The organism is Flavobacterium fontis (genome assembly GCF_900129405.1).
In the GTDB taxonomy this organism is placed as follows: domain Bacteria; phylum Bacteroidota; class Bacteroidia; order Flavobacteriales; family Flavobacteriaceae; genus Flavobacterium; species Flavobacterium fontis.
Map to the genome: position 1 here is coordinate 97,513 of NZ_FQVQ01000006.1, position 23,130 is coordinate 120,642.

12 protein-coding genes are annotated in these 23,130 nt (G+C 41.0%); 10 read left to right on the plus strand and 2 right to left on the minus strand.

All coding sequences use genetic code 11. The annotated features are described in order from the left end of the window. The first annotated feature begins 1 nt into the window (after position 1). Positions 2 to 1,297, plus strand: coding sequence for a glycosyltransferase family 4 protein (locus BUC17_RS06865; RefSeq protein ID WP_073362860.1), 1,296 nt, complete (start codon positions 2 to 4; stop codon positions 1,295 to 1,297). Beyond that, the gene (locus BUC17_RS06870; RefSeq protein ID WP_073362861.1) at positions 1,298 to 2,764 is read left to right on the plus strand and encodes a lipopolysaccharide biosynthesis protein; all 1,467 of its coding nucleotides are present in this window, start codon (positions 1,298 to 1,300) and stop codon (positions 2,762 to 2,764) included. A gap of 68 nt (positions 2,765 to 2,832) precedes the next feature. Here BUC17_RS06870 and BUC17_RS06875 read toward each other — a convergent pair whose 3' ends face one another. After that, entirely contained in the window at positions 2,833 to 3,459 is a 627-nt protein-coding gene (locus BUC17_RS06875) for a hypothetical protein (RefSeq protein WP_073362862.1), read from the minus strand. A 234-nt stretch (positions 3,460 to 3,693) separates the two neighbouring features. On the opposite strand from BUC17_RS06875, the gene BUC17_RS06880 reads away from it, so the two are divergent. Further along, positions 3,694 to 4,875 carry a M20/M25/M40 family metallo-hydrolase gene (locus BUC17_RS06880; protein ID WP_073362864.1) on the plus strand — a complete coding sequence of 394 codons (1,182 nt, stop codon included), beginning with the start codon at positions 3,694 to 3,696 and terminating at the stop codon, positions 4,873 to 4,875. Between the two features lie 41 nt (positions 4,876 to 4,916). On the opposite strand, the gene uvrA is transcribed toward BUC17_RS06880, so the two are convergent. Next, positions 4,917 to 7,706, minus strand: a complete 2,790-nt coding sequence (gene uvrA / locus BUC17_RS06885) for an excinuclease ABC subunit UvrA (protein WP_073362939.1) — start codon at positions 7,704 to 7,706, stop codon at positions 4,917 to 4,919. A gap of 350 nt (positions 7,707 to 8,056) precedes the next feature. On the opposite strand from uvrA, the gene BUC17_RS06890 reads away from it, so the two are divergent. The 7 genes from BUC17_RS06890 to BUC17_RS06920 all read left to right on the plus strand — a co-directional run bounded on the left by BUC17_RS06890 (position 8,057) and on the right by BUC17_RS06920 (position 23,129). Beyond that, complete coding sequence (locus BUC17_RS06890) at positions 8,057 to 9,823, plus strand: T9SS type A sorting domain-containing protein (RefSeq protein WP_159433933.1); 1,767 nt, start codon at positions 8,057 to 8,059, stop codon at positions 9,821 to 9,823. An 81-nt stretch (positions 9,824 to 9,904) separates the two neighbouring features. Next, entirely contained in the window at positions 9,905 to 12,721 is a 2,817-nt protein-coding gene (locus tag BUC17_RS06895; RefSeq protein ID WP_083544784.1) for a helix-turn-helix and ligand-binding sensor domain-containing protein, read from the plus strand. A gap of 262 nt (positions 12,722 to 12,983) precedes the next feature. Next, entirely contained in the window at positions 12,984 to 16,115 is a 3,132-nt protein-coding gene (locus tag BUC17_RS06900) for a glycoside hydrolase family 2 TIM barrel-domain containing protein (protein WP_073362867.1), read from the plus strand. Positions 16,116 to 16,127: 12 nt separating this feature from the next. Then, positions 16,128 to 17,528 carry an Ig-like domain-containing protein gene (locus tag BUC17_RS06905; RefSeq protein ID WP_073362868.1) on the plus strand — a complete coding sequence of 467 codons (1,401 nt, stop codon included), beginning with the start codon at positions 16,128 to 16,130 and terminating at the stop codon, positions 17,526 to 17,528. Between the two features lie 19 nt (positions 17,529 to 17,547). Then, positions 17,548 to 18,375: a glycoside hydrolase family 16 protein gene (locus BUC17_RS06910; RefSeq protein WP_073362870.1), complete on the plus strand. Its 828-nt coding sequence runs from the start codon at positions 17,548 to 17,550 to the stop codon at positions 18,373 to 18,375. A 27-nt stretch (positions 18,376 to 18,402) separates the two neighbouring features. Continuing rightward, a complete protein-coding gene (locus tag BUC17_RS06915; RefSeq protein WP_073362871.1) occupies positions 18,403 to 21,879 on the plus strand; it encodes a hypothetical protein in 3,477 nt (1,158 codons plus the stop codon). Beyond that, the gene (locus BUC17_RS06920) at positions 21,876 to 23,129 is read left to right on the plus strand and encodes a glycosyl hydrolase family 17 protein (protein ID WP_073362872.1); all 1,254 of its coding nucleotides are present in this window, start codon (positions 21,876 to 21,878) and stop codon (positions 23,127 to 23,129) included. Before BUC17_RS06915 ends, BUC17_RS06920 begins: the two co-directional genes overlap by 4 nt. The last annotated feature ends 1 nt before the right edge of the window (position 23,130 follow it).

Consider the following 23,130-nt stretch of genomic DNA (forward strand, 5'->3'; position numbering starts at 1 on the left):
TATGAGTACCCCTAAGGAAAAAGTTTTAATCATCACCTACTATTGGCCACCTGCGGGAGGGCCGGGCGTACAGCGTTGGTTAAAATTTGTAAAATACCTTCCCGATTTTGACGTGACTCCTTATGTGTATGTGCCCGAAAATCCTAGTTATCCTATACAAGATACGGGATTACTTCGTGAAGTGTCGGAGAAGGCTATCGTGATCAAAAAGAGAATTCGCGAGCCCTACCAATGGGCAGCATTGTTTTCAAAAAAATCGACCCAAAAAATCAGTTCTGGGATTATACCCGCAGCCCAAAAACAATCGGTGTTACAAAAATTTCTGCTATGGGTTCGGGGCAATATTTTTATTCCTGATGCTCGCTTTTTATGGGTAAAACCGTCGGTTCATTTTTTAAAAAATTATATAGAAAAAGAGGGAATTACCACGATCATTACTTCGGGTCCTCCACACAGTTTGCATTTAATTGGTCAGCAATTGCGGGCCTCGATGAATGTAAAATGGATAGCCGATTTTCGTGATCCCTGGACGACCATTGGGTACCACAAAGCCTTGAAATTATCCCGGTATGCCGCCAAAATTCACCGTGACTTAGAGCGACAAGTGTTGCAAAGCGCCGATCATATTTTGGTGACGAGCCCCACCACAAAAGAAGAATTTTCTGCGCTTACTTCCCAACCCATCACGGTCATCACCAATGGCTATGATACGGAACAAGTTCCCCCACAAACCTTGGATACGTCGTTTTCCCTTGCGCATATCGGTTCGTTTCTTTCCGACCGAAATCCGATTATATTATGGGAAGTTTTAGCCGAACTTATTCATGAAAATTCTCAGTTTGCTGCTGATTTTTCCTTGAAGTTAATCGGTAAAGTCAGTGAAGAAGTGTTGCAAAGCATTTCCCAGTATCAACTGAATCCGTACGTGAATAATTTGGGGTATGTAGCCCATGACGAAGCCGTAGCGCATCAACGTAAATCCCAAGTTTTACTATTGATCGAAATTGACTCACCCGATACCCGCAGTATTATCCCTGGAAAATTATTTGAATATATGGTTTCTGGTCGTCCGATTATTGCATTGGGTCCGAAAGGTTCTGATTTTGCCGAAATTGTGCAATCCACCAATACAGGCACGTTTTTTACCTATGCGGAAAAAGTCGCCTTGAAACAAAAAATTAGCGAACTTTACACGCAGTATCAAGCGGGTAATCTCCAGTCACATCCCGTGGGACTGCAACAGTATTCGCGAAAGCAACTCACCCAAGCGTTGGTTCAACTAATTCATTCCGTTTAAATGGGAATCGTTCAAAATCAATCCATTAAGAATACCGTCATTACCTTTTTCGGTTTTGGAATTGGTGCGATTAATGCCTTGTTTTTTTATACCCATTTTTTAGGAAAAGAACATTATGGCATTGTTTCGACCTTGCTTTCTGGGGCTAATATCATGATGCCCTTGATGGCTTTTGGCGCACAAAACACCATCATTCGGTTTTATACTCAATACGATTCAGAGGCCAAGCGAGAGCGTTTTCTTGCATTTATGGCGTTGGTTCCTTTTTACTTAATGATTCCGATTGGCGTATTGTTTTACTGTTTTTACGATAGCATCGCGTCCTATTGGGTGACTGAAAATCCTACGTTACAACCCTTTTTCGGATTAATTCCGGTTATTGGATTTCTAATGGCCTATTTTGAAGTTTTTTATGCCTGGGTTAAAGTGCATTTGCGTTCGGTATATGGCAACTTTATTTATGAGGTTTTCGGACGGGCTTTAATCATGTTTCATTTGATTTTACTTCATTTTGATTACCTCACGAAGGCACAATTTATATACAGTGTTACAGGGATTTATGCGTTACAAACGGTAGTCATGTTTGCTTATGCGATGCGGGTGCGACGCCCTTCTTTTGCCTTACAAATTCCGCATAATTTTAAAGAGATATTTTATTATTCTTCCTTCATTATCGTATCGGGAGGCATTGCGGTTATGTTGGTCGATTTTGATAAAGTAATGATTCCGCAATATCTACCTATCGCACACAATGCAGTGTATTCGGTAGCCATTTTTATTGCCACCGTTATCGCAGTGCCTTACCGTGCGATGAATCAAATTGTATCCCCCATAACGGCGCGCTTGATGGTGCAAGAAAAATGGGATGAATTGCAAGAATTATATCAAAAAACATCCATCAATTTACAAATCACGGGCGGGCTGTTGTTGGTGTTGATTTTAACCAATATCCACATGTTGTATCGCATTATTCCTGATAATTATGACGGGGGCGTTTGGGTGGTATTTATGATTGGGATTTCTAAGTATTACGATGTGCTTTTGGGCAATAACAACGCGATAATTGTCAATACCCGATACTACCGTATGGTTTTGTTTTTTGGGGTGGCTACTGTGGTGTTGATGATTGTTTTGAATGCTATTTGTATTCCTTTATATGGAATCAATGGTTCGGCTTTGGCAACATTACTGACAATTATGCTGTATAATACAGTGAAATTTGTTTTTGTCGTTAAGAAGTTAAAACTCTTTCCTTTTACCCAGCATACGGTTCGATCGGTAGTAGTTTTACTGGTAGTTTTTGGATTATTTTATGCCTGGGAATTTCCTTTCCACCCGATAATCAATATTGGGTTTAAATCGTTATTAGTTGCGCCACTGTATCTTTTTGCGCATTATTATTGGCGCGTTTCCGAGGAGGTAAATGAAGTAATGGATCGTTTTTTACCTCGTTTTTTAAAGCGATAAAAAAGAGAAAACCCTGTAATCCTAGAACTACAGGGTCTCCGAATCAAACTAACTAACCCAAACTTTATTTACTCTTCATTTGCTATAGATTCCGACGTTTCTTCTTGTCTTGTATTTTGGTCTGTTGTACGGTAGTAATAGCCTCCAGGGGTATAATGGGTGCTTGAACCGTAATAGGTGGTTGAACAGGTGGCTTGCTCATAGTAATTGGGTGTAAAACCTTGACGTTTAACGCTGCCCACGGTATGGACGATTTGACCCAAGCGGTTGTAAACGATTCGCATACCGCCAATTTGCGTTAGCGCAAAACGGTTGTAGTACATGAACACACTTCCAATTCGACTGACCCGATCACGACTATCATAGTTGATGAATGTATTACCCACGCGTCGTACACGTCCAAAGGAGTCAAATTCAATCAAAACCCCGTAATTTACAGGGCGACTTTCTCGCGCCATAGTTTTGGAGCTAGCCCCGCGGAAGTAGTAGCTACCTCCAACATCTTCGGGACGGGTATTGAAGTCAAAATCACCATTCAAGAACACATAAAATACAATCCCGCGTTCCATAAATTGAATCGGTTCGGCTTCATTGAAGTGTAGACCATGACGGTGGTTAGCAAACTCCAAAGTAGTGGCATGAGCCCAAGTGTTAAAAGCGAACACTAAACTGGATAAAAGCGTAATAGTTTTCATAAGGCATTCGGTTTACGGTTGGTGCTTACTCTTTCGATTTTCAGCTTCTTCGATCATTGTGATGTAAAGGTATTTTCAATTGCTGTGCCATCTTTATCGATTGAATTGTCAACGATTTGTTAATGATTTTTAACCTGTTGAATGCAAAAGTCTTAGTGCAAGTGACTGCTTTATTTTCAACATTATTTTAGTATATTTGACCCCACAACAAACCACTTTATTGAAGATTACCCCATGAAAAAAAACCTACTGGTCCTTATTTCTTTAGTTGGATTCCAATTTGCCTCCAATGCCCAATCTTTTATTCAAGCCTACGCCAACATTGCCAATCAGTGTTCCCAAACGAATATCACGAACAGTTTGACTGAGTTTGAAGGTTTAGGTGTAAAACGTCGTGGCACCGCAGCCTTGCAAAATACTTTAGATTGGTTGAAGAGCAAATACCTTAGCTATGGCTACACGGCCAACCAGCTTCAAGAGTTTTCCTACACCTATTCGGGTTCGTCAGCCGTATGTAAAAATTTAGTAGTTACCAAAATCGGTACCACTTATCCCAATACCTATGTCATTATATGTGGTCATTATGATTCTATTGTAGGGACAGGAACCAATGATAATGGGAGTGGGGTAGCGGCTATTTTGGAAGTCGCGCGCTTATTGCAAAATGTTCCCACGGAATATTCCATTCGTTTTATCAATTTCTCTGGAGAAGAAGATGGTTTGCGAGGCAGTCAAAATTATGTCAACACGGTCGTAAATGGCACTACTCCCAAAATGAGCATCCGTTTGGTATTCAATATTGATCAAGTAGGCGGAGTTGCCGGAGAAATCAACGATACGATTACTTGTGAGCGCGATACAGGGAGTCCAACGTCCAATAATGCAGCTTCCAATGCCATGACGCAACAATTGATTACTTGTACTGAATTGTATTCGCCCCTAAATACCAATTTGTCGTATGCCTATGCCTCCGATTATATGACATTTGAAGATAACGGTGAAATCATCACAGGGTTTTATGAAACCAATGAAACAACGCACCGACACACGGCTACCGATTTATTGGTCAATATGGATCCGGTGTACAACTATAAAGTGGCCCAAGCTGCTACGGGGGCAATGTTGCATTTTGCAGTAGCGAGTACCACCCTAAGCACATCATCGGCGCAGGAATATCAAATGTCTGTTTTCCCCAATCCAGCGACGAATGAGATTTATTGGAATTTGGGGACATTTCCCAAAAATGAGTATCAATTTAGCCTGATTGACAGCACCGGTAAAGTGGTATTATCCCAAGTGGTTACCGATGCACCTTTGGTCAAGGGGTTTGCCGTAGGTCATTTGGCCCGTGGCATGTACATGGCGGTGATGGAATCGGATTCCACCCGCGTTACCCGCAAGATTGTTTTAGAATAAAAAATAGCAAAAACCCCTTCCTGATACGAAGGGGTTTTTCATTATAACTTTGCTTTTAAGTATTGGCCTGTAATCGATGCGGGATTTTTAACAATTTCCTCAGGAGTACCAAAAGCCAACAATTGGCCTCCATTTTCGCCACCCTCAGGGCCCAAATCAATAATCCAATCGGCACATTTGATTAAATCCAAATTATGCTCAATTACGATGATAGAGTGGCCTTTTTCGATGAGTGCATCAAAGGATGCGAGTAGCTTCTTGATGTCGTGAAAATGAAGTCCAGTAGTAGGTTCATCAAAAACAAATAGTGCTTTTTCTTTGGTTGCGCCTTTCACAAGAAATGAAGCGAGTTTTATGCGTTGCGCTTCACCGCCCGATAAAGTGGACGAAGACTGTCCCAGCTGCACATATCCTAAACCGACATCTTGTAAGGGTTGTAATTTTTGTACAATTTTATTTAGTTCGTGTTTTTTAAAAAAGGCAATGGCCTCATCAATGGTTAAGTTGAGTATCGCATCGATGTTGAGACCGTTACATTGAACTTCCAAAATTTCTTTCTTAAAACGTTTACCACCACAGGTTTCACAGGGCAATTCCACATCGGCCATGAATACCATTTCCACATTAATCGTTCCGTCACCTTTGCACGTTTCACAGCGTCCACCCTCTACATTAAACGAAAAATGTTTGGGTTGGTAGCCGCGTATTTTGGATAGTTTTTCCTTGGCAAACAAATCCCGAATGTCATCGTAGGCTTTGATGTAAGTAACAGGATTTGAACGCGAGCTACGGCCAATTGGATTTTGATCGACATATTCAATATGATGAATCCGATGGTAGTGGCCTTGCATATCGCTAAATTGCCCCGCTTTTTCGCCAATACCTTCAAGTTTTTTTTGCAAAGCAGGGAAAAGAATTCGTTTGACCAATGTACTCTTACCACTACCCGAAACCCCGGTAATTACGGTAAGACACTCCAATGGAAATCGGACGTCTACGTTTTGTAGGTTGTGTTCTCTAGCGCCTAAAATGTCGATATAAGCCGACCATTTTCTACGAACTTTTGGCACTGGAATTTCCATTGTACCGTTTAAATATTGAGCCGTTAACGAGTTGGCCTCTAAAATTTCAGAAAAAGTTCCTTGCGCCACTAATTCGCCTCCCAAACTCCCCGCTTCGGGACCGATATCGATTATCATATCGGCTTCCCGCATGATATCTTCGTCATGTTCAACCACAATGACCGTGTTGCCCAAATCGCGAAGGTTTTTTAACACTTCAATAAGCAATTCCGTGTCCTTGGGATGCAAACCGATACTGGGTTCATCAAGAATGTACATCGAACCCACTAAACTGCTGCCTAATGAGGTTGCCAAATTAATACGTTGCGATTCTCCGCCCGAGAGTGTGGCCGAGTTGCGGTTTAATGTAAGGTAATCTAAGCCTACATTTTTTAAAAAACGCAAACGGTTTTTAATTTCCAACAAGAGTCTTTTGGCCACTTGCGCATCGTGTTCCGATAATTGCAGTGTTTCAAAAAATGGTAATAACGTCCGAATAGGCATGCCTACGAGTTCGCCGAGGGTTTTCCCGCCAACGTGCACATATTGCGCTTCCTCACGTAGCCGTTTTCCTTTACATACGGGACATTTCGTTTTCCCGCGGTAACGGGATAGCATGACCCGATTTTGTATTTTATAGTTTTTTTCCTCTAATTCCTTAAAAAAATCATGCAGCCCGACAAAGAAGCTATTTCCCTGCCACACCAACTCCTTTTGGGCAGGTTCCAATTGGAAAAACGGTTTGTGAATGGGGAAATCGAATTTGTAAGCGTTATTTACCAATTGATCGCGATACCAACTCATGCTTTCGCCACGCCAAGGAAAAATTGCATTTTCAAATACCGATAAAGCCGTATTTGGAATAACCAGATATTCATCGATACCGATAATATTTCCATAGCCTTCACAACGTGGGCAAGCGCCATAGGGATTATTAAAGCTGAACAAATGAATGTTGGGTTCAAGGAAAGTCAACCCATCAAGTTCAAAGTTGGTATTAAATTCAGTACAAATTTCGTGATCTGCCGACGCAATGTAGCAGGTTCCTTTTCCTTCGTAAAAAGCCGTTTGAATGGCATCGGCTAAACGGTTGTAAAAGGCCTCTTCCTCTTTGACCACAATGCGATCAATAACTAAACGAATATTTTCCTTGGGGACCGATTTTAGGTCAATTTCATCCAAACGCAACATTTCATTGTCCACCAAAATACGGATAAAACCTTGTTGTAGAAGAACGTTGAGTTTGTCCTCTATAGCTCTCCCTTCTTCCACATGAATAGGAGCAAGCAGCAACCAACGGGTTTCGGGCGCTAAGGTCTTCACATGATCAATAACAGAAGAAACGGTATCTTTTTTTACTTCATTTCCCGAAATCGGTGAAATAGTTTTCCCAATGCGTGCGTAAAGCAATTTTAAGTAGTCATAAATTTCTGTAGAGGTGCCTACGGTCGAACGCGCATTGGTGGTGTTAACTTTTTGCTCAATGGCTATAGCTGGCGCGATTCCTTTGATATACTCAACCTTGGGTTTATCAAGGCGACCCAAGAATTGACGGGCATAAGCCGATAAACTCTCTACATAACGTCGTTGACCTTCCGCATAGAGCGTGTCAAAAGCAATTGACGACTTACCAGAACCTGATAGTCCCGTGATAACGACCAATTGATTACGAGGAATGGCGAGGTTAAGATGTTTAAGATTGTGAATACTAGCCCCTTTGATTAGAATGTTTTTTTTGGGCTCTAATTCGACTAACTTTTCCGAAAGCATTTCTTTTTTTTTCAAAGATACACATTCCCCATTTTTTTGCCTCTATTGCCAAAGCTTTTGCGTCTATTTTTGAGAGAATTTTAGCGATGTGGGATTATTTTTCATTCCTTCGTTCTTATTTTCCAATACAACTCGCTCAAAAATTCACTATTTTAACTATACATTACCTATACAAATAGTATTTCTGTATTTTTAACACCTAGGTCTTGTTAGCGCTTGATTTAAAGCGAAAACCAGCTTTTTCAATCGTTTTCGCTTCATTTTATTTTGTATAGTTTTTATATAGTGAGGGATATTTTTTTTGGAGCATGCTATTGCTAATTTTACAATTCAACTAAATGAAAAAAATTATGAAAAAAATTACTGTATTCTTTTCATTGTTACTGGTACAATTGGGGTTTTCTCAAAATCTAATTACCAACGGTAACTTTGAGAGTGGTTCAGCCGGATGGTCTGGAAATGCCTTAAACGTAGTCGTGGAAGGTGGAAATAGCTACAATGCAGCCAACGTTACCGCTGCAGGGAATCCTTGGGATGTTAACTTAAGTTATGTATTACCTTTGGGTCCGGTAGGGAAAACCTACAATTTAAAATTTGATGCCTTCTCCGATACCAATCGTATTTTGGTAGCAGGAATTGGTTTGAACCAAAGTCCATTTACAAGTGTAGTACAAACGGTAAATTTGACGCCAACCTCTCAAACATTCAATCTTACTTTGGTCGCTAGTTTTGAAAGTGCTACAAGTCGTATCATCTTTGATATGGGTAATGCTACTGGTTTTGTTGGGATAGACAATGTTGAGTTGACTGAAGTTCCTACACAACTTCCTTTAATCCAAGATTTTGAAAATGCTTCTACCTTTAACTTTGCTGGATTTGAAGGTTTGGCTAGTGCTGCGGTAGTAGCTGATCCTGTTTCAGGAGGAACACGCGGAAATGGTTTTCAATTGACCAACCAAACTTCGGGTAATCCATGGCAAGGAGCGGAAATTGTATTGACTACAAAACGTGTTAAATTAACAACGAACAAAACAATGCAAGTAGATGTCTATTCTACACAAGCTTTTAATTTATTAGCGAAAGTAGAAGTAGGCGCACCCGCTTCTGCAACTTCACAAGCCTATACAACACCGGGGCAATGGCAAACACTTACCTTCTCCTTTACTACAGGTATGGATAACACCGGTGTAGCTAATGGTGAATACCAAAAAATTGTTTTCTTCGGAAACTGGAATGCGACCAACACAGGGTTTAATCCTCCAGCCAACTTTGCATTTCATGTAGATAATATCCGTGCTGAAGAAGCAGCAATTACGCCAGATCCAGAGCCAACAACAGCGGCTCCAACTCCACCAAACCGTGCAGCAGCTGATGTGCGTTCAATTTTTAGTGATGCTTACCAACCCGTTGCTGTAATGGGATATACAGGAGATGATAATACCTACAATAACTCTTGGTGTGGTGGAATCACTTCCTTGGTGAGTATTCAAGGAAACCCAACCAACAAAGTAACAGGTTTGGGTTGTGAAGGGGTAACCTTCTTGAGCGGTCGTTTTGATGCGACTTCGTTCACGCATTTCCACATTGATTTTTGGACACCCACCGCGACTCAAGATAAGAGTTTCAATGTAAAATTCTCTAACTGGAATGGTGGTGCAGGGGAAGCAAATGCTATCGAATTGTCGATGACCAATGCCAACTTGTTGACCAACCCTAATCCTGGAACTTGGTATTCTATCGACGTGCCTTTATCGAGTTTTACGCCTATCAATGGCGCTAATCGTAATGACTTAGTTCAGTTTGTAATTACTTCTGACTTAGGTACAGTGTACTACGATAACGTGTATTTACACAAAAATACAGTATTGAACAATGCTGAATTTGAAGCAACTCAAGTAAAAGTTTTCCCAAATCCTGCTGAATCAGTATTGAATATCCAAGCGGCTAATGTGATTGAAAAAGTTACTATCGTTAACATTATGGGACAAACTGTTTTCCAATCGGCAGCACTTGAAAATACAATTTCTTTAGATGTAGCTGGATTCCAACCTGGTATGTACATCGTAAAAACAACTGTTAACGGAATAGAATCTTCTCGAAAATTCTTGAAAAAATAATCGTTGTACCTCTTTATTTATTAATTTTAAAAACCTTGATTTGAAAATTTCAAGGTTTTTTTTATCTAAAAAATTGTACACATGGGTAGGAGAAAATATTGGGTTTTTGCAGGGTTGATTTTGGGAATGTTTTTTGGCTTTTCCCAAGAATATCCACCAATTATCAAGTTTACCAATGCCACTTACAATGCAGGGAATCAAAATTGGATGATTGCCCAAGATGCGCATCACTTTATTTATTTCGCCAATAACGAAGGATTACTGGAATATAACGGTTCTACATGGCGTTTGTACAAATCGCCTAACGAAAGTATACTGCGTTCGGTGAAAGTGATTGGAAAACGCATTTACACGGGTTGTTATATGGATTTTGGGTATTGGACGCGAAACACCAATGGAAATTTAACCTATACTTCACTCACTACCAAAATGAAGTCCAAAATTCTGGATGACGAGCAATTTTGGAACATCATCAGTTATGATCAATGGGTTGTTTTTCAATCTTTGGATCAACTTTATATTTACGATACACAACGCGAGACCTTTCAAATTCTAAAACCCGATGCCAAAATTCTAAAATCCTTTTTAACAGGAAATACAATTTACTACCAAACAAGTGATTTCAACCTTTATGAAATCGCTCAAGGCAAGGGCAAGTTGATCGCGTCGGCCGCTACGTTAGCCAATAATAAAATTGTCAATATCTACGCTCAAAATACGGGGCTTTTAGTGCATACCCAGTTTAATGGTTTTTATAATTTGCTAGGCAACACCTTTGTAAAATTCAATACCGAGGCCGATAAAGAAATCGCTAATTCCAGTATTTACAGTAGTCAACAATTAAAAGACGGCAGTTTTGCAGTGGGAACAATCTCCAATGGCGTTTATATTTTATCACCGCAAGGGAGCGTGCGATTCAATTTGACACAATCCAAAGGCTTGTGCAACAATACCGTGTTATCCTTGTTTGAGGACATGAGTAATAATCTTTGGGTGGGATTGGACAATGGTATTAATTGTATTAATTTAAACTCGCCAGTACGCAGTTATATCGATGAAACGGGGACCTTAGGAACGGTCTATTCGGCGATCGTATTTAACGGAAATCTTTATTTGGGTACCAATCAAGGCTTGTTCTTTAAACCTCAAAACAGCAATAGCAGATATCAGTTTGTGAGTGGAACAAAAGGGCAGGTTTGGTCTTTATTTGTTCATGATAACACCTTGTTTTGCGGACATGATTCGGGTACGTTTACCATTCAAGAAGGAACGTCAAAACTCATTTTTTCGCAATCGGGAACATGGAAGTTTGCTGTTGTTCCTTTTGATAAAAACAAATTGTTACAAGGGAATTATTATGGCATTTCGGTTTTGGAAAAAGTCAATAATCAATGGCAGTTTAAAAACCGCATTCAAAATTTTAACTATTCTGCCCGATTTTTTGAATTCAACGCCCCCAAAGAAATCTATGTTAGTCATGAATACAAAGGTTTGTTTCGCTTACAAGTCGATCCAACGTTGACCAAAACATTGGATATTTTTACCTATTCAAATCCAACAAAGAGTAAGAATGCAGGATTGTTTCGTTACAATAACGGAATTTATTACGCCTACAAAAACGGAATTTTTCGGTTGAATACGCAAACAAAAGCGTTTACAAAAGATCTGGTGCTTAGTGAGGCTTTTCAAAACAAAGAATACACTTCGGGAAAAATCACTGTCGATGCTGCGGGTAAACTTTGGTTGTTTTCAAAAAATTACATCAATTACTTTTCGTCCAATAAAATTAATGCGCAACTCAAACGAACGATTTTACCCATTCCCTCACGTTTGATTAATCCAATGTTGGGTTTTGAAAATATTTCACAAATTTCCTCCAACGAGTATCTTCTTGGTACTACCGATGGGTATTATATCTTTGACAACAACGCCTTGCGCTTAAAAAGTCATAAAATCGCCCTTACCGACGTTAGTGTAGGCAAACAAAATCAAGCGTCAATCGATGTTCCTCTTCAAGCAGAAGGTGATTTTAGTCACGACGATAACAATGTCTCATTCAACTTTACCGTACCGCAATACAACAAATACATTTTTACAGAATACCAGTATTTACTCGAAGGTTTTCAAGACGATTGGAGCGAATGGACGACCAAATCGGCTATTAATTTCAGAAATCTTCCTCCAGGCGATTACGTTTTTAAAGTGCGAGCCCGGATTACCAATTCCCTCTCCGAAAACACAGCGATCTACCGGTTTACCATTGCTAAACCCTGGTATGCTACAAACTTGGCGCTCTTTTTCTATCTCATTGCTGGCATTTTTCTTTTCCGATATATTAATAAGCAATACCGAAACTATTATATGCGTCAACGCGAAAAGTTGATCGAAGAGAATAATCGCTTGTTGGAAATCAAAGAGTTGGAAAATGAACAGCAATTAATGAAACTGCGCAATGAGCAATTGGCACAAGATGTTGATGCCAAAAGTAAAGAGTTGGCCGTTTCTACAATGAGTTTACTTAAAAAGGACGAGTTACTGGCCTTGATTAAAGAGGACTTAAAGAAAACGACCGATGAACCCAATAGCAGTCGCAGTATTAAGTCGTTGATTTCTACCATCAATCGTAACATAGGCGAAGAAAATACCTGGAAAGTGTTTAAAGAAGCCTTTGATACTGCGGATAAAGACTTTTTAAAGAAAGTCAAAGAAGCACATCCCTCATTAACCCCTAATGATTTAAGACTTTGTGCTTATTTACGCTTAAACCTATCGTCAAAAGAAATTGCTCCTTTATTGAATATTTCGGTGCGTAGTATTGAAATTAAGCGATATCGTTTGCGTAAAAAAATGAATTTACCGCACGAAAAAGGACTCGTGGAGTATATTCTCTCCATTTAAATTAGCTAAATAGAGTTAAAATTTCCTATACAGCACCTCTACAAATTATTTATTTAATTCGGCAGAGTGCGTGAAGTAAATTTAAAAATAATCGTTTAAAGCCCTTGTTATATAAGGGTTTTAGCGCAAATGAAATGAAAATCAAATTGTATGTTTTTTGTTGAGGTGAATTCTTTTTCTCAATTAAAGACACTAGTTAATTTTATGAAATTATTAATTCAACCAAATTTCAACCTTTAAATTATCTAATCCTTAATAACCAATGAAAAAAATTATTATTCTACTCTTTTTTGGCTGTTCTTGGTTCGGTTTTTCGCAATCCGAGCGCGTAACGCTAGATAAGACGAACGCAGAAGTACGTTTGAAAGTAAACGGCAAAGATTTCATGATCAATGGAATGAACTGGGATTACTTTCCAATCGGTACCAATTACAATTACAGTTTATGGAATCAACCCGATTCATTTATTCGTCAAGCTTTAGACGATGAAATGGGGATGTTGAAAAATATGGGTGTGAATACCATTCGCGTCTATACGGGAATGCCCAAAAAATGGATTGAATACGTCTATGCAACCCACGGGATATATACAATGCTAAACCATTCCTTTGGTCGTTATGGGTTAACCATTGATGGCGTTTGGACACCCATTACAGAGTATTCCGATCCCAAAACGCAAGCCCTATTGTTGCAAGAAGTTACACAAATGGTGGCTGAATACAAAGACACCAAGGGATTGTTACTTTTCTTGTTAGGAAACGAAAACAACTACGGATTGTTCTGGGACGGTGCGGAAACTGAAAATATTCCAATGCAAGATCGCAAGTCAACCATACGTGCCAAGTCAATGTACCAACTCTTTAATCAAGCAGTGGTGAAAATGAAAGCGATTGACAGTTCGCGACCCATTGCCATTTGTAATGGAGACCTACTTTTTCTCGACATCATAGCCAAAGAATGTAAGGATGTAGATATTCTCGGAACCAATGTATACCGCGGAGTGTCTTTTGGAGATTTGTTTGAGCGCGTGAAAAAAGAATACGGAAAACCTGTACTTTTCACTGAGTTTGGTGCTGATGCGTTTAACGTGCAAACCAACAAAGAGGATGCAAACGCTCAGGCTTTCTACTTAAAAGGAAACTGGAAAGAAATATATGAAAATGCAGCAGGTATGGGTAAAACCGGCAACTGTATTGGAGGGTTTACCTTTCAGTTTAGTGACGGTTGGTGGAAATTTGGACAAACCAAAAATCTGGATGTACACGATACCAACGCTTCATGGTCTAATGGAGGATACCAAAAGGATTTTACCGAAGGCGAAAACAACATGAATGAAGAGTGGTTTGGTATTTGTGCCAAAGGAGCTACCGATGAAAATGGATTTTACCAACTTTATCCTAGAACAGCCTACTACCTTTTAAAAGACATTCATCAATTTGATCCCTATGCTCCAGGAGCAAATGCAGCGCAATTGCAAAGTGTTTTGGACAAAACGCAAATCATGGATGCAGCCCTGCGTGCCCGTAGCGATAAAGCGGCTGCTGAAGCCTCTCAAGGAAGTAAAATTCGCGTTACGCGATTATCCGCTGAGTTCACTACCTTCAATACAGGCGGTTCTTTAATTACCACGCCCGAAAGTCCAACACCCAATTTTAACGATTTCCCCAACCAACAAGGGTTTGACAATATGGAATCGTATTTTGTAGGGATTGGCGGAAATCCTTCGGCCAATTCAAGTGCCAATATCGAATTCAACGTGCTTGGGAATGTAGCCCAAAATCCCATCGATCAAATTTTTTATGAAAATCGCGGGCGTCCCGTTATTGTTGACGGACCTAATGGCCCTGTTCAATTGCAAGACAATAACCGTGTACAAGTGTATCGTGCAAGCTACAACTGGAATAGCAAATATTTTAACTTAACCGGATTTTACCGAACCGGACATTACCATTGGGGTTATGAAGGCGATTTCTTCGGATTGTACCCTGAGGCCAACTATGGACCACAAATGGATATCTACAACGGTATTGCTCCTTTTGGTTTTGAAGTTGAGGGTAAGAAAATGCTCAACGGATTGAAAGTAGCTTTCGGACCTCAATTATGGTGGGGTGCCAACCCTGCTATTTTGGTAAAGTATAGCCGTAAAATAGCAAACACCGATTTTACTACCATCTTCCATGAAGATTTAGAACAACAAGGTGCTATCGTGAGTTCGTTTGCCGTTCCCCAACCGAAAACGCGTCGTCTTACGCTTCACCTCAATCGTAAATTTGGAAAATTGGCCGTTGATTTAGGCGGTATTTGGGCGGGACAACCTTTAAATGGTCGCGAATATCAAGTGTCTCGTGGGGATGAAAATAACCCGCAAGTATTTTTGACTCAAGTTGAATCTAAAGACAACTGGGGTGGAAAAATGAAACTAACCTACACCGGGGGACGTTTTAATTGGTATGGACAAGGAGCAGCCATGGGCTTAGTAGCCAATGGAGGAGCCGATTTGACGCAAACTTTTACCGGATGGCGTTTGAAAGATAGTGGAAGCGGGAACCAATACAATGTGTTGACTGGTTTTACGTACACTATCGGAAAACTACAAATTGCGCCTAACTTTTTATGGCAAAAACCATTAGAAGGACCGATGACCACGAATGTGCCGGCACCCGGTCGCCCACGAAATATTTTGGACGATCCCTTTGTCGTGCGTTCCAACCGCGAGCAAACGGCCGCAGAGATTTTATTCACTTTCGATCAAACCCCAGGAACTTGGATGTACGAGTGGGATAACGATCGTACAGAAGATTCAAAATTCTCGGTAAGTGCTGGTTTTGTATACCGTCATTTACCTACTTCACAAGATGCCGCTATTGGTATTTTGGGGAATGGAAGAACATTGTTTGCCTTTGACGGGGCTGCACCTGCCGCTGATTTGTGGGAAGTGAATACCCGTATCGTTTCAAAATTGAATAAAGATTTTGGAATTATTGCAACGCTGTATGCGGGTGATGCTCAAGCCAACGGAAGTGATGCGCGAAAAATTACCCGTATGGGAATGGATTTACGTGCCATTTATAAAAACGTAAAATTTAATTCAGCCCTAAAAATCAACGATTGGGGTCCATATGACTACCACCGCGATTTCAACTTAACGTTCCCTTTACAGCTCATGGCAGATTTATCTACAACGATTGGAAAGCCAGATTGGTTTATTCTTCCAGGAACCCGAATTGGGATCCGTGGCACTTGGCGTTCTTTAGATAAGTATTCGCCGCGTTATAATCCAACTCAAATTCAAAATCCAGCAGGGGAGTGGGTACCCGACCCCAATGCGATTGGTTTTGATAATGGACAGGAGTGGGAAATTCGAACCTATATTCATATTAATATCATAAATTAAAAAAAATACCCTATGAAAACGAGATTTATGAACGCAATGACAAAAACCCTTACCGGTTGCTTATTGGCTGGTTTTGTGGTGGGTTGTGAAAACGATCCGAATGACTTCAAAGAAGCCAAGTATTCTTCAAATCCTGATGTATTTATCGATACCTTCAGTGGTGGATTAAATTATGCCGCTTTCGGTGGATCGGTTTTGACCGCTTTCCAAGTGGATAATGACGTAACCTACAACAACACCGAAGCTTCGATGCGTGTTGATGTGCCCAATGTAAATGATCCCGCGGGGTCCTATGCTGGAGGTGCTTTTTTTACTTCGGTAGGTCGTGACTTATCGTCCTACAATGCCCTTACCTTTTATGCCAAAAGTTCGGTAGCGGCTACTTTAGATGTGGTAGGTTTTGGAATTGATTTGGGTGAAAACAAATACCAAGCAGCTATCAACGGATTGAGTTTGTCTACCGTTTGGAAAAAGTACATCATTCCTATCCCAGACCCTTCTAAATTGAAAATGGAAAAAGGAATGTTCTATTTTTCTGAAGGTCCTGAGAACGGCAATGGCTACTCGTTTTGGATTGATGAAGTGCGGTTTGAAAATTTAGGCACGATCGCTCATGCGCAAGCCCGAATTTCCAATGGACAAAATGCTTCGGTAACAACATTTAGCGGCGTAAATACCCCAATCACCGGCATTGGTTCGGTTTTCAATATGCCGAATGCCATCAACCAAGCAGTATCCATGTCGCCCGCATATCTTAATTTTACTTCCTCCAATACTGCAGTGGCCACAGTAAGCAACACGGGAGTAGTGACTACCGTAGGAGCTGGAACAGCGGTCATTACGGCAAAATTAGGGACACAAAACGCGACGGGTTCTTTAACCATCAACTGTCCCGGAGCTTATGTCAATGCGCCCACACCTACGTTGAACCCAATTAATGTGATATCCATTTTCAGTGATGCCTATACCAATGTTCCCGTAAATTATTACAACGGTTATTGGCAACCTTGGCAAACTACCGTTTCTAGTGATTTTACGGTTAATGGAGATAATGTTTTAGGCTATAGCATTTTCAACTTTGTGGGAATGGAGTTTAGCAGTCCAACCGTGAATGCCACCGCGATGACACATTTCCATTTAGATGCATTTATTCCGGGTCCTATTGCACCGGGGCGTCAATTGCGTGTTATCGTTGTAGATTTTGGTGCCAATGGTGTATTTGGAGGAGGAGACGATACCCGTCATTCAACCACATTCACAGCACCGTTCTTGGTGTCACAAAATTGGATGTCTATCGAAATTCCATTTACAGCCATGCCTAATTTGGCGAGCCGTTCCAACTTAGCCCAAATCATTTTAGAAGGTGGCGACGGTTCGGTTATTTACGTGGATAATGTGTATTTCCACAATTAATCATTTTTTAGTAAACTCTATGAAAACACTTATCAATAGTACAAAAGCAGTTGCCCTTCTCACTCTGGGTTGGTTTTTTACCGGCTGCGAAACCGATACCAAACAAAACATCGAAAGCCGTAATTGGCAATTGGTTTGGAGTGATGAATTTGATGGCGCGTCAGGACAATCACCCGATGCTACCAAATGGGCTTACGATATCGGAACAGGGTCAAATGGCTGGGGAAACCAAGAACTTCAATTTTACACCAATCGGGTACAAAACGTTTCAACCGATGGTGAAGGAAACTTGGTTATTACCGCTTTGAAAGAAAATTATAACGGTTCCCAATACACTTCTGCTCGTATCAAAACCAAAGGCAAATTTGCACAACAATACGGTCGTTTTGAAGCGCGATTGAAAACGCCCTATGGACAAGGTTTATGGCCTGCGTTTTGGATGTTGGGCGATAATTTTGAAACTGTAGGTTGGCCCAATTGTGGTGAAATTGATATCATGGAATTGCGCGGTCAATTGCCCAGTACCATTAACGGTACGATCCACGGTCCTGGTTATTCGGGAGGTAACGCTATCTCTGGAAGCTACACCTTGTTTAACGGTCGTTTTGATACGGGCTACCACATTTTTGCCGCTGAATGGGATGCTCAAAAAATTGACTTTTTTGTAGACGGCTTCTTGTATAAACGCATTGCCAAAAGCGATGTACCCGGCGATTGGGTATTTGATCAAGCTTTCTTTATGATTTTGAACGTTGCTGTAGGTGGAAATTATGTGGGATTACCCAATAACAATACAACAGTTTTCCCACAAAAAATGACTATCGACTACGTACGTGTATACCAATAAAACCATTCGTTGACTGAACATAAAACCATGAATTTTAGTGCCCCTTTTTCTTCAAAGATAGATACGAAAAATCAAAATATTCCTGCCGATATGGAACTCGTAACGCTATACGATCAACAGTTTTTTAAAATTTCGAATGTCGATCACATGCGCCCTTTTTTCATGAGTATGGTGAGCGATGCCAATCATTGGCTGTTTATTGCTAGTAATGGCGGACTCACAGCGGGACGTAAAAATGCATCATATGCTCTGTTCCCGTATTATACTGATGACAAAATAACAGAATCCGTTGATACTACAGGAAGCAAAACTATTTTTCAAATTCAACATGAAGGGAAAATCGTTCTTTGGGAACCTTTCTCAGAGCGATTCAATGAATCCTTCACGCTTACCCGTAACCTCTACAAAAGTTTTTACGGCAATAGTATCGTTTTTGAAGAAATTCACCATGATTTTGAGCTTACCTTTCGTTACCGTTGGCACACCAGTGATGTCTATGGTTTTGTTCGCAGTGCAGAATTAATCAATCATGCCGAACAAGATTACGCCATTCAACTGTTGGACGGGATACAAAATATTATGCCCCATGGCGTAAGTGCTGATTTGCAAAATGCGACCAGTAATTTGGTCGATGCCTACAAACGTAACGAACTCGTTGCCGAAGTAGGATTAGGAATTTATGCCCTCAGTGCTATCATTGTTGACAAAGCCGAACCGAGTGAAGCCTTAAAAGCCAATGTGGTTTGGTCGTTGGGACTCAAAAATCCGAAGTACTTGGTGTCTTCACAGCAAGTGGCTCATTTTAGAAAAAAAATGCCTTTGGAAACAGAATTAGATGTCAAAGGCGAAAAAGGGGCTTACTTCGTTGTTAGCGAAAATTATTTGATTAAAGGGGAAACATTGCAATGGCATATTGTTGCCGACGTGAATTATAACCAAGCCCAAGTGATTGAGCGTATAGAAGCTTTAAAGTCACCCCTGGATTTGGAAGCTAAAGTTATGGCGGATTCCCAGCTTGGGACTCAAAAATTAATTGCACTCAATGCCACCGCCGATGGATTACAATACACGGCTGATGTGCGAAAAGATGCCCGTCATTTTTCCAATGTGCTCTTCAATATCATGCGTGGGGGTATCTTTGACCACAACTACCAAGTGGATAAGGGAGACTTTTTAAACTACCTCAATCATGCCAATCCAGTAATGGCCAACCGTCATAAAGCCGTGTTTGCCGAATGGCCTGAACAATTGGATTACCCATCCCTTCAAGAGAAAATTGCTTTGTTGCACGACGACGATCTTTCGCGGCTTGCGGTAGAATACCTTCCGCTCAAATTTAGCCGCCGTCACGGTGACCCCAGTCGTCCTTGGAATAAGTTCTCCATCAATACACGCAATGAAATTGACGGTTCAAAAATTTTGGATTACGAAGGAAACTGGCGCGATATTTTTCAAAATTGGGAATCGTTGGCCTTTGCCTTCCCTGGTTTTATTGATGGGATGATTACTAAGTTCTTAAATTCCTCTACGTTTGATGGGTATAATCCGTATCGCGTGACCAAAGGGGGTTTTGATTGGGAAACGATCGAACCCGATAATCCGTGGTCCTATATCGGCTATTGGGGTGACCATCAAATCATCTATTTACTTAAATTCTTAGAGTTTAAAGAAAAATACCAACCCAATTCCTTGCAAGAATGGTTCGACAAAGAGCAGTTTGTATACGCAGCTGTTCCTTACCGTATCAAACCCTATGAAGAAATTGTACAAAATCCCAAAGACACCATCACTTTCGATTGGGATTGGGATAAAGAAATCCACCACCGTAAAGCCAAAATCGGTGCCGATGGCGCACTGCTAACCGACAAGCAAGAGGCCATTTATCGGGTTACTTTTATTGAAAAAATTCTCGCCACAGTACTGGCCAAAATGGCCAATTTTATTCCCGAAGGCGGTATTTGGATGAATACGCAACGTCCCGAATGGAATGATGCCAACAATGCCTTAGTGGGCAATGGCGTTTCAATGGTCACGTTGTACTATATGCGACGTTTTCTATCTTTTTTCCAAGAAATTTTAGAAAAAACACCCCAAGACACGATCAAAATTTCGGGAGAAATGGTCGAGTTTTACCATACGTTACGGGAATGTTTGGAACAACGAACCCATTGGTTACAACATCCCATCAACGATGCCCAACGCAAAGAAATGGTGGATTGTTTGGGTAAAGCTGCTTCAGAGTACCGCACACAAATTTATGAAAGCGGATTTTGGGGCAAGAAACGAACCCATTCCATGGCGGGATTGAAGCGATTTGTTGCGCTGGCCTTAGAGTATTTAGAACATTCCATTCAAGCCAATCAACGTCCCGACCAATTGTATCATGCCTACAATTTGATGGAATATACCCCGCAGGGCATCACCCTCGATTATCTTCCAGAAATGTTGGAGGGACAAGTGGCTGCATTGAGTTCGGGTTATTTATCATCAGAACAGGCCATTGACACGCTCCATGCTTTGCGGAACAGTGCTCTTTACCGTCCCGATCAGGATAGTTATGTACTCTATCCCAACAAGGCCTTGCCCAAATTTTTAGAAAAAAATAATATTCCTGCCGCCGAGGTTTTGGCTTCACCCTTATTACAAAAAATGGTGGCACGCAACGATGCGCGTCTAATCAATAAAGACCTGCATGGTAACTATCATTTTAACGGTAATTTCCATAATGCCAATGATGTAGCGGCTATGCTGAAGCAACTCGAGTCCCAACCGGAATATGCTGATGTACTGGCACAAGAGGCTTCAAAGGTGTTGCAACTTTTTGAAAAAGTATTCGTGCACAAAGCCTTTACAGGTCGTTCGGGGACCTTTTACGGCTACGAAGGTTTAGGCTCCATTTACTGGCACATGGTTTCAAAGTTGGTGCTTGCGGTCGCTGAGATTTACGAAAAAGCCCAAGCTCAAAAGGAATCTCAAACCGTAATTGACCGTTTGGCCCACCATTTTCATACGATTAATGCGGGCATTGGTGTCCATAAATCTCCCTCAGTGTATGGAGCATTTCCTACCGACCCTTATTCGCATACCCCCTTCCATCGTGGAGCACAACAACCGGGAATGACAGGTCAGGTGAAAGAAGATATTTTGTCGCGAAATATCGAATTTGGATTGCATATTGAAAACGGTCAATTGCATTTTAACCCTAGTTTATTATCGCGAAAAGCATTTACTACGAAAGAACGAACTGTAGAATTGGTAAATGTTACCGGGGAGCATTACACTATAGTCCTGCCCGAGAACAGTCTAGTATTCACCTATGCGCAAGTTCCCGTAGTATATCAATTGAGCACTGCGTCACAATTATGCGTCACTTTTTCCGATCAATCCGAACAATGGATTGAAGGGACAAGTTTACCAAAGGATCTCTCAGCGAAACTGTTTTTACGAACAGGATCGATTCAAAAAATAACTGTTCCCATTGCCCCCAATCAAGTACAGGAATGAAACGAATAAGTGGTTTTTTGGGATTGCTTTTTTTGCTCTCGTGTGCCTCAAAACCTTTTGAAAATAAACGTATTGCTATGACTGCAGCTGAATTATTAGGAAATCCAAACTATCCCGCACTGTGTTACGGTGGTTATCGTACTACCACACGTGAACAAGTGCCAACAGTTGCCGAAATTAAAGAGGATTTGCGAATATTGGCCGCCATGCAAATCAAAGTCTTGCGTACCTACAACGTGCATTATGCCGAAGCCGAACATCTCTTGCAAGCGATTCGGGAACTCCAAAAAGAGCAGCCCCGTTTTGAAATGTATGTGATGTTGGGCGCTTGGATCGATTGTAAAAATGCCTGGACAGCAGCAGCCCCGATCCATCACGAAGAGAGCGAACGAAATGCCGTTGAAATTAAGGAGGCGGTGCGACTCACGCAAGCCTATCCTGAAATTGTAAAGATTATTGCAGTGGGGAACGAAGCGATGGTGCATTGGGCCTCAGCGTATTATGTTACCCCCAATATCATTTTGAAATGGGTCAATCATTTGCAAGCCCTAAAGAAGGAAGGGAAACTACCCGCTTCGTTGTGGATTACGTCTTCCGATAATTTTGCCTCCTGGGGCGGAGGGGATAGTGCCTATCATAATGCCGATTTGAATGCTTTGATTCATGCCGTCGACTATATTTCGTTGCACACCTATCCCATGCACGACACTCATTACAATCCCGTTTTTTGGGGCGTTACCGAAAAAGAACAAAGCCTGTCACTAACCACGCAAGTTGATTCACTGATGTATAAGTCGGTGCGATATGCCCAAGCGCAATACCAAGCCGTAGTGCGTTATATGCAATCAACGGGAGCTCAAAAACCCGTGCACATTGGTGAAACGGGTTGGGCAACCTACTCCAACGAACAGTACGGAGCTTCGGGTTCGCGCGCTACCGATGAGTATAAATCGGGTAAATATTATCAAGCGATTCGCGAATGGACTACCCGTGAAAAAATAGCTTGTTTTTACTTTGAGGCTTTTGACGAGCATTGGAAAGATGCCCAAAATCCTGGAGGATCAGAAAATCATTTTGGATTGTTTACCCGCGAGGGACAAGCTAAGTATGCACTGTGGCCTTTGGTTGATCAAGGGGTATTCAACGGTTTACAACGCAATGGAAATCCGATTTCAAAAACCTACCAAGGGAAGCTTTCAACGCTAATGCAAGAGGTGAAACTTCCTCAAATCCCTGAAATGCAACGCTAAA

Bases quoted from the DNA above. Each gene is read 5' to 3' on its own strand.
- BUC17_RS06900 (WP_073362867.1), top strand. From the start codon at position 12,984: ATGAAAAAAATTATTATTCTACTCTTTTTTGGCTGTTCTTGGTTCGGT.
- BUC17_RS06875 (WP_073362862.1), bottom strand. From the start codon at position 3,459: ATGAAAACTATTACGCTTTTATCCAGTTTAGTGTTCGCTTTTAACACT.
- BUC17_RS06905 (WP_073362868.1), top strand. From the start codon at position 16,128: ATGAAAACGAGATTTATGAACGCAATGACAAAAACCCTTACCGGTTGC.
- BUC17_RS06895 (WP_083544784.1), top strand. From the start codon at position 9,905: ATGGGTAGGAGAAAATATTGGGTTTTTGCAGGGTTGATTTTGGGAATG.
- BUC17_RS06880 (WP_073362864.1), top strand. From the start codon at position 3,694: ATGAAAAAAAACCTACTGGTCCTTATTTCTTTAGTTGGATTCCAATTT.
- BUC17_RS06920 (WP_073362872.1), top strand. From the start codon at position 21,876: ATGAAACGAATAAGTGGTTTTTTGGGATTGCTTTTTTTGCTCTCGTGT.
- BUC17_RS06865 (WP_073362860.1), top strand. From the start codon at position 2: ATGAGTACCCCTAAGGAAAAAGTTTTAATCATCACCTACTATTGGCCA.
- uvrA (WP_073362939.1), bottom strand. From the start codon at position 7,706: ATGCTTTCGGAAAAGTTAGTCGAATTAGAGCCCAAAAAAAACATTCTA.
- BUC17_RS06915 (WP_073362871.1), top strand. From the start codon at position 18,403: ATGAATTTTAGTGCCCCTTTTTCTTCAAAGATAGATACGAAAAATCAA.
- BUC17_RS06890 (WP_159433933.1), top strand. From the start codon at position 8,057: ATGAAAAAAATTACTGTATTCTTTTCATTGTTACTGGTACAATTGGGG.
- BUC17_RS06870 (WP_073362861.1), top strand. From the start codon at position 1,298: ATGGGAATCGTTCAAAATCAATCCATTAAGAATACCGTCATTACCTTT.
- BUC17_RS06910 (WP_073362870.1), top strand. From the start codon at position 17,548: ATGAAAACACTTATCAATAGTACAAAAGCAGTTGCCCTTCTCACTCTG.